The organism is Dendrosporobacter quercicolus (assembly GCF_900104455.1).
GTDB classification, from domain to species: domain Bacteria; phylum Bacillota; class Negativicutes; order DSM-1736; family Dendrosporobacteraceae; genus Dendrosporobacter; species Dendrosporobacter quercicolus.
Window position 1 is genome coordinate 42,121 of record NZ_FNHB01000002.1, and the last position, 17,729, is coordinate 59,849.

Sequence of the window (17,729 nt, forward strand, 5' to 3'; positions counted from 1 at the left end):
AGTAATCCGTAAACTCCCAGGCAACGCAGTATGACGGAAAGCCATCCGTCAGTATCCACAGATTTAGGATTGGTGCTGCAGTACCAGCCAAATAGATTAACCAAAAATCACCCAGCCGAATAATATATAATGCTTGCAGCATAACATTGCTATACCGACGCTAACAATGCTTTGCAGACCGCAGATATATTCAGGAGGTGATTTTTTGTTCACAAATAAAGCAGAATTTAAAGATGCCTTTATCAATAAGCTGCAAACCATGTGCGGCAAGGGACTGGATGAAGCGGGCATTCATGATTGTTATATTGGCCTGGCCAGCCTGGTGCGCGACTGTATCAGCCGCAACTGGATTCAGACCAATAAGCAATACCGGGATCAGGGTGAAAAGCAGGTTTATTATTTTTCCATTGAATTTTTACTGGGAAAGCTGCTTGACTGTCATCTCATTCATACCGGGCTGCGGCAGATATGCCGTGAAGGCTTGCATGAGCTGGGCTTTGATCTCGAAGAAGTATTGGCCGAGGAGCCTGACGCCGGCTTGGGCAATGGCGGACTGGGACGGCTGGCCGCCTGTTTTTTGGATTCAATGGCGGCGCTGTCTCTGCCCGGTCATGGCTGCGGCATCCGGTACAGGTATGGGCTGTTTGAGCAAAAGATCGTCAATCACCATCAGGTTGAATTGCCTGATCACTGGTTGAGAGACGGCTATATCTGGGAATTCAGAAAAGCTGATAAAGCGGTTGAAGTACGATTTGGCGGCACCGTACACTGCTGTAAGCAAGGCAACGGCAAATTGGCGTTTAGTCAGGAAGACTATGAGAGTATTAAAGCTGTGCCGTATGATATTCCGGTCATTGGCTATGGCAATAATACCGTCAATACGCTGCGGCTTTGGAACGCCGAGCCCCTGCAGGTTGATTTTGATTTGTCCTCATTTAATCACGGCGACTACCTGAAAGCTGTGCAATATAAACAAGCAGTTGAACGCATTTGTAAAATTTTATATCCGGATGATAGTTTTTATGAAGGTCGGCTGCTTAGGTTAAAGCAGCAATACTTTTTTGTTTCAGCCGGCCTGCAAAGTATTTTGCGGCGCTTTAAGCGGCGTAAGATCAGTATTCATGCCTTGCCGAGCAAAGTGGCGGTGCATATTAACGATACGCATCCGGCGCTGGCTGTGCCGGAATTAATGCGGCTTTTGCTGGATGAGGAAGGTCTGGGCTGGGAGGCGGCCTGGCAGATCACGACGGAAACCATTTCTTATACCAATCATACAATTATGCCGGAGGCTCTGGAAAAGTGGCCGGTGGAAATGTTTCGAACATTATTGCCGCGCATTTATATGATTGTGGAAGAAATCAACCGGCGGTTTTGTGAGCATGTCTGGAACCGCTATGCTGACTGGGATAAAGTCCGCGAGATGTCAATTATTCTGGATGAACAAGTGCATATGGCGCGCCTGGCCGTGGTGGGAAGCTATAGTGTTAACGGAGTTGCCCAAATCCACTCCGACATTTTGCGCAAGCATGTCATGGGTAGTTTTTATAACTTTTCGCCACATAAATTCAACAATAAAACCAACGGAATTACGCACCGCCGCTGGCTGTTGAAAGCCAATCCCGAATTGGCGGACCTTATTTCCCAGGCTATTTCGCCAGGCTGGATCGCAAACCCTCAGGAACTGTCTAATTTGATGCGTTATGCCGCCGATTCAGGGTTTCAGGACCAGGTGGCTGAAATAAAACGAACCAAAAAAAACAGCCTTGCCCATTTTATTACCGGGAAATATGGAATAAAGATTAACCTTGATTCCATATTTGATATACAAATTAAGCGTATTCATTCATATAAACGTCAGATCCTGAATGCGCTGCATATTATGGATTTCTATCACCGGTTGAAGCAGGACCCCGATTTGCCGATAACGCCCCGCACCTTTATTTTCGCCGGTAAAGCGGCGCCTGGTTATTTTATTGCGAAGCAGACAATCAAGCTGATTAATCGTTTGTCGGAGTTGATTAACGGCGATAAAACCATCCGGGATAAGCTGAAAGTAGTGTTTTTGGAAAACTACAGTGTATCACTGGGCGAGCTGTTATTTCCGGCGGCCGATGTCAGCGAACAGATTTCTACCGCCAGCAAGGAAGCCTCGGGGACCGGCAATATGAAGTTTATGATGAACGGCGCTGTTACCGTGGGTACGCTGGATGGCGCTAATGTTGAAATCAGAGCGGCAGTTGGCGATGATAATATCGTCATCTTTGGTCTGCGGGCGGAGCAAGTGCTTGATTATTACCGCTACGGCGGTTACAACGCCTGGGATATTTACAATAGTGACGGCCGGGTAAAAAGGGTGCTGGAACAGCTGGTCGACGGATTTTTTTCCGGGGAGAAAGAAGAGTTCCGGCTGCTGTACGATTATTTACTGCTAAACAATGATGAGTTTTTTGTGCTTAAGGATTTTTCAGACTACGCTGCCGCGCATGTACGGCTGGAAAGTAAATACAATGATCAGCGGGAATGGTGGAAGATGAGCATTGCCAATATTGCTCATTCCGGCAAGTTTTCCAGTGACCGCACAATTAGTGAATATGCCCAAGGCATCTGGAGTATAAAACCGGTAATTATTCCCTAAGGCAAAGCCCTGGGGAAAAGCCGGGCTGTTCCGCCGCTTTCGTAACAGAGCCTGGCTGCCAATAACAATGTTTTGCGCAACTTTAGATCCCCATGAGGATGCCTCCGGTATTTTATCATTCCGCCAGAATCAGGCCAATTGGGCAAGCGGGCCTTTTTCCTGGAGCAATGATTTACCGGCAATTCCCGGCTGGGTCATTTCCTCCGGCGATAGAATAACATCCAGGTCTTCCTTGGTCAGCAGCCCCTGGCTCAATATGATTTGCCGAACCGGCTTGCCGGTGTTATAGGCCTCTTTGGCAATCAGGGAAGCATTTTCGTAACCGATATGAGGCAGCAGGGCAGTAACAATGCCAACGCTGCCTTCCAGCCAGTCTTGGCACTGAGCGGTATTGGCCTGCACATTTTGTACGCATAATTTGTTGAAGGTATCAACAGCATTGGTCAAATAGGTCATCGAATTAAAGATATTAAAAGCCATTACGGGTTCCATAACATTTAATTCAAACTGACCATTTTCGACGCCAAGGGTAACCGCCAAATCGTTGCCAATTACTTGATAACAAGTTTGATTTAGAACTTCCGGAATAACCGGATTGACTTTACCGGGCATAATGGATGAACCGGGCTGACGGGCCGGCAGCAGCAATTCATTGATTCCGCAGCGGGGGCCGGAGGCCATCAGACGGAAGTCATTGGCTATTTTTATTAAAGACAGCGCCGTTATTTTCATAGCGCCGGATATATCGGCAAAGGCATCGGTGCTGTTGGTTGCATCAACCAGGTTTTCCGCTGTTGTCAATGGTGCGCCGGCTATTTGCGATAATTGTTTAACCACCTCCCTGATATACTCAGGTTCCGCATTTAAGCCTGTGCCGACGGCAGTAGCTCCCATGTTTACCTTGCGCAGGCTTAGCAGGGCATGATCAATGCGTCCGGCGCCCCGGCGGACGGAAGCGGCGTAAGCGGCAAACTCCTGGCCCAGCGTGATGGGGACGGCATCCTGCAGGTGGGTCCGTCCCATTTTTAAAATGCTGTTAAACTCCCGGGATTTTTTATCAAGCGCGGCCGACAGATTGGACAGTGCGGTTATGAGAAGGCCCCCTTTGCGGATAGCGCATACTTTGACGGCTGTTGGGAAAGCATCATTGGTTGACTGAGCCATATTTACATGATTGTTTGGCGAGATGCGTTCATAGTTGCCTTTGACGTCGCCAATAAGTTCTAAAGCACGGTTGGCTAGGACTTCATTCATATTCATGTTAAAGGAAGTGCCGGCGCCTCCCTGGATTGGGTCCACGCAAAACTGATCATGCAGTTTGCCGTCAATGACTTCATCGGCCGCTGCAACAATGGTCCGGCCAACGGTTTTATCCAATCGTCCTGTGGCAATATTGGCCTTGGCGGCAGCTTTTTTCACCATGGCTAAGGCTTGGATAAATACCGGATCTAATTTTTGCCGGGTAATTTTAAAGTTCTCCATGGCCCGGAGGGTTTGCACGCCATAATATACATTGTCAGGCAGGCTCATTTCTCCTAAAAAATCGTGTTCATAACGCATCAGTGTTTCCTCCTGTAGTTATATTGATCGCCGGCGGGCATGCCGGCAATCAGTGAAAAAGGCCGGAAAATGTCAGGCCTCCGGGTTTACTTACTCTGTCAGGTAGAGGCGGAACCCAGATCATACATCATCAGCAGGCCTACATATCTTTTGGTGGTTTTATTGACCATTCGCTGGCTCATTATTTAGTTAGACAATCGATATAAAATTCCTGCATTTTGTATACAATATTTTTTATACAATAATTGTGTTAAACAATCCCGTATGGCGGTATTTATAAATTAAAGTAAGATAGTCCCTCGTTTGCGCCGTTCATAATGGCGTTGTCCGTGAAGGAATCTCGGATTAAAACTAAGCTGGGATCCTCTATGAATTCCTGCCCGGCAGCCGCGGAACAGGCTGGAAAAAAGCGCCACAATGCCAGCATTGCTGTGCGTCATGGCGCGAATTTTATGTTTACCTGGCTTCTGTACCGCCAACAGGCGCCGGAATTTCCGGCAGGCAGAATTCACTACCAGCCGGCTCTTCTGTTTTCAATAAAGTTGCGATTAGACGGGCAAACCGCCCTTTGGCAAGCTGGGCCTCGGCTGCTGCTGCTTCCCTTTGCCCATACTGGTGCAGTTCGTCCGTAACTTGTTTTGCTACCCGCCGGGACACGTTTGTCAGGAGTTTTTGTACGATACGGTCATCGGCGTCCAGCAACAGCAAAGGGCTAAGCTTTATTTCCTGCAGGGCGCGCTGTACAGTACGGTCAGGCAGGCAGACTATTTCTTCAAAGAAAAATATATGCTTTCTTAGCGATTGCAGCAGAACCGGGTCGTCTCCAGTCCAGGCATTGAGCAGATCGGAGGCATAACGGACGCCGGCCAGTTGGGCGACTGACATCATAATACCGCCGGCCTTACTTTCGAATTGCTGCAGCGGCTGCAGTGAAGGCAGGCCGGCAGCGGCAACCTCCGACGGTAAAAAGCTGTTGCTTATGGTTTTTATTTCCTGCAATAAAGTCAGTTGTTCAGCTCTTGTCAGCAGCAGCAAGGCCTGTGCCGCTTCATGATCAGGCATTAACAGCAGGACTGCCGCAAAAGCACTTTGTTCGCTCATGATAAACGCTCCTCGTATAGTAGTTTAAAAATGCCGGCTGCACGAATGTTTATGGGTTAGAAAAAGGCGCTTTTCGCCGCTTCTGCCAAAGGCCTGGTGCAAAACCAGTTTTCCTGATATTCCCCGCAGGGCCGGCAATCCCCTGCCTGAACGGCGAAAAAACAGCAGCCTTTGGATATAGTTGTTTACAAAATAGGCGGAATGCAGTATGATTTGATTACAAATCAATACGGTAAAGCTAGGGGGGCCTTAGGGCTGAGAGGACTTTGTCCGACCCTTGAACCTGATGTGGTTAACACCACCGTAGGAAAGCTGAATTTATATTTTACAGGCTCGCTACGCGCGGTGTCTGTATTTTTATTTAGGGGGGAGCGCAATGATAAGCTATACAACGCAGATGGATGCTGCGAAAAAAGGAATTGTGACTACAGCAATGCAGGTGGTGGCAGCCAAGGAAAAAATGGCGGTCGAGCGCTTGCGCGAGCTGGTGGCTGAAGGCAAGGTGGTCATTCCGGCCAACAAGAATCATCCGAGCCTTGATCCGGAAGGCGTTGGCGCCGGACTGCGCACCAAAATCAATGTTAACCTGGGGGTGTCCAAAGATTGCTGTAATCTCGATTTGGAGCTTGAAAAGGCCAAACGGGCAATTGAACTTAAGGCTGAGGCCATTATGGATCTGAGCTGTTACGGCAAGACACAGGCTTTCCGCCGCAAACTCATTGATTTCTCACCGGCGATGATCGGTACAGTGCCGATGTATGATGCCATTGGCATGCTGGACAAGGACCTCAAGGATATTACCGCAGATGAGTTCTTTCAGGTTGTTGAACGGCACGCCGCCGACGGTGTGGATTTTATGACGGTACATTGCGGAATTAACAGGGCGACAGCGGCAAAAGTCAAAAATAATAAACGTTTGACGAATATTGTTTCCAGGGGCGGCTCAATTCTCTTTGCCTGGATGGAACTGAATCATTGTGAGAATCCATTTTATGAACAATATGACCGTTTGCTTGATATTTGCCAGGCCTATGATGTTACCATCAGCCTTGGGGATGCCTGCCGGCCCGGGTCAATCCATGATTCAACCGACGCGGCGCAGATTGAAGAACTGGTGGTTCTGGGCGAACTTACCAAATTGGCCTGGGAGAAAAATGTCCAGGTGATGATTGAAGGGCCTGGACATATGGCGATTCATGAAATAGCCGGCAACATGATGCTGGAAAAGCGGCTGTGTCATGGCGCCCCCTTCTATGTATTGGGACCGATTGTGACTGATGTGGCGCCTGGCTATGATCATATCACCAGCGCGATTGGGGGAGCAATTGCCGCCGCCAACGGGGCTGATTTCCTCTGTTATGTCACTCCGGCTGAGCATCTTCGTCTGCCTGATCTGGATGATATGAAGGAAGGTATTATCGCCGCCCGGATCGCCGCGCATGCCGCTGATATTGCCAAAGGCATTCCCGGGGCGAGGGATTGGGACAATGCTATGAGCACCGCCCGCGCCGATGTCAATTTCCCCCGGATGATCGAACTGGCGATGGATCCGGAAAAAGCCAAGCGCTACCGCGAAACCTCCGCGCCGGAAAGCGAGGATACTTGTACGATGTGCGGGGAAATGTGCCCGATGCGGAATATGAAGAAAATTCTCAATGGTGAGGAACTTCGGCTTAAATAGTCGGCTGGCGGCAACCGCCCAATTGGGGAATACCGCAGGATTTTGACAAATCCTGCGGTATTCCCTGCTTTCCGGCAACCGGCTGCGCTACAGGGACTATTTTCTTTTCAGGCTTAGCAGGCTTTTTTGAAAAAAGACAGAAAATTCACATAGTATGTTTTTCATTTAATTTGGTACTATTATTTTTTAAGGAGTGGCTGCGGTGAGATTACATATGCCTTGTGATGATCGTCTTGGCCTCGTGCGGGACCTGGCTGGTGTTTTGGTCGAGCGGGGCGTCAGCATTATTGCAATTGAAATGGATAACGGCGCGGTCTATTTAGAATGCCAGTCAGTTTCAGAAGCTGATGCACAGGAGCTTATCCTGGCTTTTCGCAGGGTGCGCGGTATCCATCGTGTGGCTCTGGTTCCGGCGATGCCTTATAAAGAGCGGGCTGAGCAGCTGCAAGCCGTTTTGGCATCGGTTCGCGACGGAATTCTCGCTGTGAATGCCGCGGGAGTTCTCAAGCAGTGCAACACGGCCGCTGCCCGAATTTTACAGCTTTCGGCCGAAGCAATTGATCAAGCGCTGCCGCAGGCTTTAGCCGACAGTTTGTTGATCAACAGGACCTTGCGGGAGGGGCGTTCTTTTGGCGATTGTGAGGTGTTTATTGAAAGTATCGGCAGTTATTGCGTTGTAAGCACCCGCCCTTTGTATAATGAGCAGGCCGAAGCAGCCGGGGTAGTGGCGATGGTTCGCGACATCCGCGATGTACGGGCGCTGGTGCAAAAGGTGACGGCCGGCCGGCCGGTTTCTTTTGCCGATATTTCGTTTGCCAGCCCGGCCATGGAAAAGGTATTGAAGCAGGCCAGGCGTTATGCTTCCAGCGATTCGACGGTTCTTATCCGGGGAGAGACCGGGACAGGGAAAGAACTTTTTGCCAGGGCGCTGCACAGTGGGTCCCCCCGGAGCAAAGCCATTTTTGTGCCGGTAAATTGCGCCGCTATTCCTGACACCCTGCTGGAAAGCGAGCTGTTCGGCTATGAAGAGGGCGCTTTTACGGGAGCTGCTAAGGGCGGCAAGCCGGGCTTGTTTGAACTGGCCAATGGCGGGACCTTGTTTCTGGATGAAATCGGCGAAATTTCCGTCCATCTTCAAGCCAAACTGCTGCGGGCGCTTCAGGACAAAAGAGTCCGCCGGCTGGGCAGTTCACGGGAATTGCCGGTCAATGTCCGGATTGTAGCTGCAACTAACCGCGAACTGGAGGACATGGTTAGACTCCGGTTATTTCGCGAGGATCTTTATTACCGTCTTAATGTTATTCCGTTGTATCTGCCTCCTCTGCGGGAGCGGACTGAGGATATTCCGCTGTTGGCCGAACAGTTTCTCAGGCGGTTCGCCGATAGGCTGAACACGCCTGCCCGCAGCTTTTCACGCGAGGCAATGGTCAAACTGCAGCAATACGCATGGCCGGGCAATGTCCGCGAATTGGAGAATGTTATTGAGCGGGCTGTCAATTTAGTGGATGGCCCGGAAATGACGGCCGAGCATATTTATCTCGGCCGGCCAAAACCAGCTGCCGTCCGCCCGCAGGTCCGGTTTGAGACTTACCAGACATTGCAAGAGCGTTTGGCGGAAGTTGAACAGGATATTTTGCAGGAGACCATGGAGCGCTTTCCGTCGGCGCGGCGGGCCGGCGCTGTATTGGGGATTTCCCACACCTCTGTGCTGAAAAAACTGCGAAAATACGGCTTGTGGCCGGACAAGCCGTAAACTGGCGGCAACACTGTAAACTTTTACGGCAACTATAGTTTCCGCTGAGCGTTAAGGCAGTTGCTAAAACCTTCTTTTGCGCATTGGCATGAATTTTGCTGTTTAAAAAAAATGAGGGAAAAGCAGCACGTTTGCGCGGATGATAAGCGCGAATGGGCACTGGCAAAATCATTACAATGCGTCTAAGGAGGAATTTGCTATGGAAAGAAAACTGATTGCCGAGCCGTTTAAAATTAAGGTGGTAGAGCCCATTACAATGACCAGCCGCAGTCAGCGGGAGCACGCTATGGAAGCTGCCGGATACAACACATTTTTACTCAATTCGCGGGATGTATATATTGATCTTCTGACCGACAGCGGCACAAGCGCAATGAGCGACAATCAATGGGCCGGCATGATGCTGGGGGATGAGGCCTATGCCGGCAGTGCGAATTTTCACCACCTGGAAACGGCGGTACGCGAAATTTACGGTTTTAACTACGTGGTTCCAACTCACCAGGGACGGGGGGCGGAAAACATTCTGTCCCGTATTGCGATTAAACCGGGAGACTGGGTGCCCGGCAACATGTACTTTACGACCACCCGCGCCCATCAGGAGCTGGCCGGCGCCAATTTTGCAGACGTTATTATTGATGAAGCTCATGATCCGCAGGCGGCTCATCCGTTTAAGGGCAATGTAGATTTGAATAAATTCCAGGAGCTGATTGACCGGGTCGGCGCCGGCAAAATCCCCTACATCTGTGTTGCCGTAACGGTAAATCTGGCGGGCGGTCAGCCGGTAAGCATGGAAAATCTGCGGGAAGTAAGCGCTATGGCCCGAAACCACGGAATTAAGGTCATGTTTGACGCTACCCGCTGCGTGGAAAACGCTTATTTTATCCGGGAGCGGGAAGATGGGTATCAGAACAAGCCAATTGCCGAAATTCTCAAAGAAATGTTTAGTTATGGCGATGGCGCTACGATGAGCGGCAAGAAAGACTGCCTGGTTAATATTGGCGGCTTCCTGGCTTTAAATGACGCTGAGTTGTATCAGAAGGCCACGCAGTTGGTGGTACTGTTTGAAGGAATGCCCAGCTACGGGGGGCTGGCCGGCCGCGATATGGAAGCCATGGCGCGGGGCATTTATGAGTCTGTTGATTATTATTATATTCAGCACCGTATTGAGCAAGTCCGGTATTTGGGGGGGGAACTGGCCAAAGCCGGTGTGCCGATTGTCGAACCGGTTGGCGGGCATGCTGTTTTCCTGGATGCCAGGCAGTTTCTGCCGCATATTCCGCAGGAGCAGTTTCCCGCGCAAACGCTGGCTGCCCAACTGTATATTGAGTCGGGTGTACGCAGCATGGAGCGCGGTATTGTTTCCGCCGGACGCGATAAAAACGGCAAGCATTATTTACCCAAGCTTGAGCTTGTCCGCCTGACCATCCCCCGACGGGTGTATACCTACGCCCATATGGATGTTGTTGCGGAAGCGGTAATTGCTTTGTTCGAGCAGCGGCATTTAATCAAAGGGCTGGAAATGGTGTATGAGCCTCCGGTTCTCCGGTTTTTTACCGCCCGGTTCCGCCCGCTTGCGCAGTAATCTTAGCGGTCTTCCCCGCAAAAACCAGACTGCAATCGAGCTTCGGCGGGCAGGCTGGAAATCCGGGCGGTAACGGTTTACAGGCTACAAGCCGCCGGGCGGCTGACTTCATCAGGGGGAATGAATATGAGTATTTTCCGGACCAAAAGTATTGAACTGCTTAAATTGGAAGCCAGCACTCACCCGTTGCGTAAATCACTCACTGCAATGGATATTATTCTGCTGGGCATTGGCGTGATTATCGGTACGGGAATTTTTGTACTGACAGGTGTGGCGGCGGCAAAATATGCCGGTCCCGGCCTAATGCTGTCCTTTGTCCTGGCCGGCATTACCTGCGCTTTCGTTTGTCTGGCTTATTCCGAGCTTGCGGCAATGGTGCCGATCGCCGGCAGCGCCTACACCTATACCTATACTTCGCTGGGCGAATTTATCGCCTGGCTTGTCGGCTGGAATCTTATTCTGGAATACTCGGTTGGGGCCAGCGCTGTGGCCGGAGGCTGGTCGGCCTATATGGCCGGCCTCTTAAGAAGCGCCGGCGTTGAACTGCCAAAAGCCCTGACATCAGTGCCGGCGGACGGCGGGCTTGTTAACCTGCCGGCAGTCCTGATTACGCTGTTTCTGACCTGCCTGCTGGTGCGCGGGGTGCGGGAAAGCGCCAATGTCAACCGCATTCTTGTGGCCATTAAACTTGGTGCTATCTTCATCTTTATTTTGCTGGCCGGCCCCCAAATTAACGCCGCCAACTGGGAGCCGTTTCTGCCGTTTGGCTGGGCCGGTGTTTCGGCCGGCGCCGCAGTAATCTTTTTTGCCTATCTGGGCGTTGATTCTATTGCCACCTCGGCGGAAGAAACGCGTGATCCCAGCCGTGATATGCCTATTGGGATTATCGGGTCACTGGCGGTATGCACAATTTTATATATTGCCGTTTCCGCAATTATGACCGGGGTCGTCCCTTACCATCAGCTCAATACCGCCGAACCGGTTACCTATGTTCTGCGCCGCATCGGCTATAATTTTGGTTCGGCTCTGGTCGGGACCGGCGCTGTTTGCGGTCTTTCCACCGTCCTGCTGGTCATGATGTATGCCCAAACCCGCGCTTTTTTTGCCATGTCCCGGGATGGGCTGCTGCCGGACAGAATTTGCAAAGTACATGCCCAATATGGCACTCCCCATATTATTACGGTGATTGTCGGCTTAGGCGTAGCTTTTATTTCCGGTTTTACTCCGATTCATATTGTGGCGGAAATGTGCAGCGCCGGTACGTTGTTTGCGTTTATTATCGCCATGGCCGGGGTGATGGTACTGCGGAAAACCAAACCTGACGCCGTCCGCCCGTTTCGCTGCCCCTCGCTTCATTTTGTGGCCGTGGCGGCAATGATCTTCTGTCTGTATATTATGTATAATTTAGCTTTAGGCACCTGGCTCAGGTTTGTCGTCTGGACATTGATCGGCACTGCTGTCTATTTTTGCTACGGGCGTTCTCATAGTGCGCTTAATCAGCTTAAGGGCGGTGACGGTCAGTCCGGTCCTCCGACATAACGGCGGAGTCACAGCTTAAAGCATTGGCGGACTGTGGCAGGCAACAAGGCTGACCGGCGGATAAGAGTCAGCCCTGCTGCCTGCTTTTGTTATGCAGTGGGAAGATTTACCGCAGCCGGTGGTTTGCACCATTTTTCCGGCTCTTCGGCGGTCTGGTGTGCCCAGCTTTATCAGAATTTTAAATATTTTGCCTGGTTTTAGCAGGTTTTTGCGCCAGCAAGCAGAATTGGCCCTATAAGATCAATTGTAAGCCAGATGTTGAGAAGGGCAGGTGCAGTCTTATTTTAAAAGATAAGAAACGGTTTAAGGAAGCGTTTATTCAAAAACTTCAGTCCAGGCATGGCAAGAGTCTGGACGAAGCTGCCGCCGGCGATCTGTACAGTGCCCTGGGCGAAGTGATTCGGGATTATATTAGCGCGCGGTGGATTAAAACCAATAAAGTTTACACGGAAACCAGTGAGAAACAGGTATACTATTTTTCCATGGAATTCCTGCTGGGGCGAATTCTAAATACCAATCTGATCAATACCGGCTTACTGGATACTTGTCAGACGGCACTGGCCGAGCTGGGCATCGACCTGGCCGGACTTGAACAGCAGGAGCCTGACGCCGGACTGGGCAATGGCGGCTTAGGACGCCTGGCGGCTTGCTTTCTGGACTCAATGGCGGCGCTGGGCCTGCCGGGGCATGGAACAGGCATCAGGTATAAGTATGGCTTGTTTGAACAGCGGATTGTTGATCAGCAGCAGGTGGAGCTGCCTGATAACTGGCTGAAAGACGGCTATATCTGGGAATACCGGAAGGCTGATAAGGCGGTTACGGTGAAATTTGGCGGCACTGTTCAAATGCGCCGGATCAACGGACGGCTGACGTTTGAACATTCCGGGTTTGAGGCTGTACGGGCTGTGCCCTATGACGTACCCATTATTGGTTATGGCAACAATACCGTCAATACCCTGCGCCTGTGGAATGCTGAACCCATTCAGGCCGAATTTGATCTGGCCTGCTTTAATCGCGGGGAGTATCTTAAAGCGGTCGAATATAAGCATTGGGTTGAACGCGTTTCCATGATCCTCTATCCTGACGACAACTATGATGAAGGCCGGTCGCTCCGGCTGCGCCAGCAATATTTTTTCGTTTCGGCAGGCGTGCAAAGCATTATCCGCCGGTTTAAGAAGACCGGGCTCCCCATCCGGCAGCTGGCGGACAAAGTAGCGATACATATTAACGACACCCATCCGGCGGTGGCTATTCCTGAACTGATGCGGATACTGCTGGATGAGGAGGGGCTGAGCTGGGATGCGGCCTGGGATATTACTACCAGGACGGTATCCTACACCAATCATACCATTATGCCGGAGGCCTTGGAGAAATGGCCGGAAGTCATGTTCAAGGCGCAGCTGCCAAGAATTTATCTGATTGTCGAGGAAATCAACAAGCGTTATTGCAACGAGGTTTTGACCAAATGCTTCTGCCGGCAGGAACAGCTTGCCGGTATAGCGATTATCGCCGGGGGCAATATAAATATGGCCCATCTGGCGGTTGTGGGCAGCCACAGCGTAAACGGCGTTGCAGCAATTCATACCGAGATTTTGAAGAAGCATCTGCTACAGCCTTTTTATCAATTGCATCCCGGCAAGTTTAACAATAAAACCAATGGGATAACTCACCGGCGCTGGCTTATTAAAGCCAACCCCGGGCTGGCCAGGCTGCTCAATGACACAATCGGCGAATGCTGGATCAAACATCCCGGCGATCTGATCAATGTATTGCAATACCGCGATGACCCGGCGTTTAAACAACAAATCGCGGCGGTAAAACAACACAATAAGGCGCTATTGGCGAGCTATATTAAAAACAAATATGGGCTGACGATTGATCCCTGCGCTATTTTTGATGTGCAAATCAAGCGGATTCATGCATATAAGCGCCAATTGCTTAATATATTTCATATCATGGACTTGTACAACCGGCTGAGGCAAGACCCGGCCTGCGATATTGTGCCGCGAACATTCATTTTTGCCGGTAAAGCCGCACCTGGCTACTATATCGCCAAACAAGTGATTAAGTTAATCAACATGCTGGCAGAGCAAATCAATCGCGATCCGGTCATCAGAGAAAAAATCAAAGTGGTTTTTCTGGAAAATTACAGTGTGTCGCTGGGTGAACTGGTTTTTCCGGCGGCGGATGTCAGTGAACAGATTTCCACTGCCAGCAAGGAAGCTTCCGGTACCGGAAATATGAAGTTTATGATGAACGGAGCGCTTACCATTGGCACGCTGGATGGCGCCAATGTGGAGATTAAAAATGCCGTCGGCGCTGAAAATATTTTTATTTTTGGCCTTACGGCCGAGGAAGTAATGACCTTTTACCGGCAGGGCGGTTATTCGGTGTGGGATGTCTATAATAAAGACGAGCGGCTCAAAACAATTCTTAATCAGCTGATTAACGGCAGCGTTCGGGGGGCGCAGGAGGAATTCCGGTCACTTTATGATTCTTTACTATATAATAATGATGAATATTTTGTACTGAAAGATTTCTCCGCGTATGTCGATGCGCAGACGTTGCTGGACAACGCCTTCCGGGATCAGGCCGGCTGGCTGGGCTCAAGCATTCATAATATCGCCAAAGCCGGAATTTTCTCAAGCGACCGCAGCATTCGGGAATATGCCGACGACATCTGGAAAATCCGGCCGGTCATTATCCCCGGTTAGCAGACAAGTTGCACCAACATCATTCCGGAGGTGGCAATTGTGGCCGATGTACTACTTAGCGAGCACGACTTGTATTTATTTCATGAAGGAACTCATTTCCGCAGTTATCAAATGCTGGGAGCGCACCTTATTGTCCATCAGGGGAAGAAAGGCGTCCGGTTTGCCGTCTGGGCTCCCCAGGCGCAAGCCGTCCGGGTAGTGGGCGATTTCAACGGCTGGCAGGGCGATGCTCATGCGATGCAGCGGAGCGGATTCTCCGGTGTCTGGCAGCTGTTTATCAGCGGTTTAACCGTGGGCGCCAACTACAAGTATGAAATTATTACCGCTGCCGGAGCCCGGCTGCTAAAGTGCGATCCTTATGCTTTTGCTGCGGAACTGCGGCCGGCCACAGCTTCACAGGTATATGAACTCAGCGGTTTTGCCTGGCAGGACGGGGCCTGGCTGGCCCGCCGGGAGCAGCAGGCTTATGCACAGCCAGTGCTAATTTATGAAGTCCATCCGGGGTCCTGGCGTTTCAATGCTGAGAGGCAGCCGCTAAGCTATCGGGAACTGGCCGATCAGCTGGTTGAATATGCGGCCGGTATGGGCTTTACCCATATTGAGCTTATGCCGGTTGTCGAGCATCCGTTTGATGGCTCTTGGGGTTATCAGGCTACCGGTTTTTTTGCCGTAACCAGCCGTTATGGCACACCGCAGGATTTCATGTATTTTATCAACCGTTGTCATCAACGGGGGCTTGGTGTAATACTGGACTGGGTTCCCGGGCATTTTTGCAAAGATGATCATGGACTAAGGCAATTTGACGGCAGCGCGTTATTTGAATCCGCTGATCCGCTGAAAGCTGAGAATGCGGGCTGGGGTACGACAAATTTTGATTATGGCCGGCCGGAAGTCAGAAGTTTTCTGATTTCCAATGCCTTGTTCTGGTTTGACGTCTTTCATATTGATGGTCTGAGGGTGGATGCCGTCGCCAATATTCTGTATCTTGATTATTGCCGTAATCCAGGTGAATGGCGGCCTAATGAGTACGGCGGCAACGGCAATCTGGCGGGCATGGAATTATTGCGAAAGCTGAACGAAGCGGTTTTTGCCAATTATCCGTCGGCTTTGATGATTGCTGAGGAGTCTACTTCCTGGCCGCTGGTATCGAAACCTACGTATTTGGGCGGCCTGGGCTTTAATTTTAAGTGGAACATGGGCTGGATGAATGATATGCTGCGCTATATGGAGACCGACCCTCTTCACCGCAAGTGGCGGCACAATCTGCTTACATTTTCGTTTATGTATGCATTTTCGGAAAACTTTATCCTGCCCTTGTCTCATGACGAAGTCGTGCATGGCAAACGGTCTTTGCTGGACAAAATGCCGGGTGATTATTGGCAGAAATTTGCCAATTTACGGGCGTTTTACGCTTATTGGCTGGCGCATCCGGGCAAAAAGCTATTATTTATGGGCGGTGAATTCGGCCAATTTATTGAATGGAAATATGATGACAGCTTAGACTGGCATCTGCTGGAATATCCGATGCATCGGAAACTGCATGGTTATGTGAAGGTCTTGAACGACTTTTACCGCCGGCAGCCTGCTTTATGGGAAATCGACTGCGACTGGCAGGGATTTCGCTGGATTGATTGCCAGGACGATAAGCAAAGCATCATTGCTTTTATCCGTCAAGGCCGCCGGAGCGACGATTACCTGATTGTCATTTGTAATTTCACCCCTCAGCTGCATCAAGGATACCGGATTGGTATTCCTGACAGCTGCGGTTATCGCGAGGTGTTTAACAGCGATGATGAGGAATTTGGCGGCTCAGGCCAGAGCAACCGGGCGTTGTTAACGCCGGAAAAAATCGCCTGGCATCAGCAGCAATATTCGTTAAGGATTATCATACCGCCGCTTGCCGTCATTTGTTTACAGCCGGTCGCGATGGACGATACAGGATTCATTGGCGAGAAACACCAGGATAAATTGTAAAAAAGGGGATAAATATGCGGAAAAAGGAATGTATAGCTATGCTGCTGGCCGGCGGCCAGGGCAGCCGGCTGGGACTGTTGACCAAGGATGTAGCCAAACCTGCCGTTCCGTTTGGCGGGAAGTACCGGATTATCGATTTCGCTTTAAGCAATTGTCACAATTCAGGCATTGATACGGTAGGCGTGCTTACTCAATATAAACCGCTGGCTTTAAATAGTTATATTGGCATCGGCAGCGCCTGGGACCTTGATCGCAATGACGGAGGGGTGTATGTATTGCCTCCTTATGTGCATGAGCATGGGGGGGAGTGGTACAAAGGCACTGCTGACGCCATTTTCCAAAATATTAATTTTATTGATTTGTTCGATCCGGAACAGGTGCTAATGTTGTCCGGGGATCATATTTATAAGATGGATTACTCTTTGATGCTGGAGTACCATAAGGCGCGGCAGGCTGATGCCACCATTGCCGTAATTGCCGTACCCTGGGAGGAGGCAGGCCGGTTTGGAATTATGAATACCGATGGCGACAACCGCATTACCGATTTTGCCGAGAAGCCCAGCCAGCCTAAGAGCAATCTGGCGTCAATGGGTATTTATGTTTTCAACTGGCCGGTATTGCGGCAATACCTGATCGCCGATGGTTATGACTGTACCTCCAGTCACGATTTTGGCAAAGATATTATTCCTGGTATGCTGAATGAAGGCCAAACCCTGCTGGCGTACCCTTTCAGCGGTTACTGGAAAGATGTTGGGACAATTGAAAGCTTTTGGGAGGCCAATATGGATTTGTTAACCGAGCCGCCGGGGCTGGATTTATATGATGCCAGCTGGCGCATTTATTCGGTTAATCCTGTTCAGCCGCCACATTACCTGGCAGCTACGGCTCAGGTGCAAAATTCAGTGATCAGCGAGGGTTGCCAAATTTTTGGTGAAGTTGAGCATTCGGTGGTGTTTCCCGGCGTATACATAGGAACAGGAAGCAGGGTTGCCAATTCGGTGGTCATGCCTAATGCGCGGATTGAAGGCGGCGTGATCATCGATAAAGCCATTATCGGTTCCAATGCAATCATTAAGGCGGACAGCCGGATTACCGGCAGTATGGGAGACGGGCGGCAAGGCATTGCCGTCGTAGCCGGAGAGCAAAGTGCGGTTTCCCCGCCTCAACGGTTATGCGGAAAGGGGTCATAAGCT

General features: G+C 50.5%; 10 protein-coding genes and 1 riboswitch. Of the genes, 8 read left to right on the forward strand and 2 right to left on the reverse strand.

The window, feature by feature from the left end:
* The first annotated feature begins 205 nt into the window (after positions 1-205).
* Positions 206-2,635, forward strand: coding sequence for a glycogen/starch/alpha-glucan phosphorylase (locus tag BLR06_RS06295; protein ID WP_173812786.1), 2,430 nt, complete (start codon positions 206-208; stop codon positions 2,633-2,635).
* A 129-nt stretch (positions 2,636-2,764) separates the two neighbouring features.
* Here BLR06_RS06295 and BLR06_RS06300 read toward each other — a convergent pair whose 3' ends face one another.
* Together BLR06_RS06300 and BLR06_RS06305 are read right to left on the reverse strand one after the other, a co-directional pair.
* Positions 2,765-4,195 (reverse strand): aspartate ammonia-lyase, encoded by a 1,431-nt coding sequence (locus tag BLR06_RS06300; protein ID WP_092070072.1) that lies wholly within the window; start codon positions 4,193-4,195, stop codon positions 2,765-2,767.
* A gap of 456 nt (positions 4,196-4,651) precedes the next feature.
* The gene (locus BLR06_RS06305; RefSeq protein WP_092070075.1) at positions 4,652-5,296 is read right to left on the reverse strand and encodes a FliG C-terminal domain-containing protein; all 645 of its coding nucleotides are present in this window, start codon (positions 5,294-5,296) and stop codon (positions 4,652-4,654) included.
* A 230-nt stretch (positions 5,297-5,526) separates the two neighbouring features.
* A riboswitch (TPP riboswitch) is annotated at positions 5,527-5,623 on the forward strand.
* 52 nt (positions 5,624-5,675) lie between these two features.
* On the opposite strand from BLR06_RS06305, the gene thiC reads away from it, so the two are divergent.
* From thiC to BLR06_RS06340, 7 genes are all read left to right on the forward strand, one after another.
* Positions 5,676-6,977: a phosphomethylpyrimidine synthase ThiC gene (gene thiC / locus BLR06_RS06310; RefSeq protein WP_092071114.1), complete on the forward strand. Its 1,302-nt coding sequence runs from the start codon at positions 5,676-5,678 to the stop codon at positions 6,975-6,977.
* Between the two features lie 202 nt (positions 6,978-7,179).
* Entirely contained in the window at positions 7,180-8,730 is a 1,551-nt protein-coding gene (locus BLR06_RS06315; RefSeq protein ID WP_092070078.1) for a sigma 54-interacting transcriptional regulator, read from the forward strand.
* Between the two features lie 199 nt (positions 8,731-8,929).
* Positions 8,930-10,309, forward strand: a complete 1,380-nt coding sequence (locus tag BLR06_RS06320) for a tyrosine phenol-lyase (protein WP_092070081.1) — start codon at positions 8,930-8,932, stop codon at positions 10,307-10,309.
* Positions 10,310-10,435: 126 nt separating this feature from the next.
* On the forward strand, positions 10,436-11,848 hold the full coding sequence (locus BLR06_RS06325; RefSeq protein WP_092070084.1) for an amino acid permease: 1,413 nt from the start codon (positions 10,436-10,438) through the stop codon (positions 11,846-11,848).
* Between the two features lie 281 nt (positions 11,849-12,129).
* Complete coding sequence (locus tag BLR06_RS06330; RefSeq protein WP_092070087.1) at positions 12,130-14,562, forward strand: glycogen/starch/alpha-glucan phosphorylase; 2,433 nt, start codon at positions 12,130-12,132, stop codon at positions 14,560-14,562.
* A gap of 39 nt (positions 14,563-14,601) precedes the next feature.
* Positions 14,602-16,536 carry a 1,4-alpha-glucan branching protein GlgB gene (glgB, locus tag BLR06_RS06335; protein WP_092070090.1) on the forward strand — a complete coding sequence of 645 codons (1,935 nt, stop codon included), beginning with the start codon at positions 14,602-14,604 and terminating at the stop codon, positions 16,534-16,536.
* A gap of 14 nt (positions 16,537-16,550) precedes the next feature.
* Positions 16,551-17,726, forward strand: a complete 1,176-nt coding sequence (locus BLR06_RS06340; protein WP_092070092.1) for a glucose-1-phosphate adenylyltransferase — start codon at positions 16,551-16,553, stop codon at positions 17,724-17,726.
* Positions 17,727-17,729 lie beyond the last annotated feature (3 nt).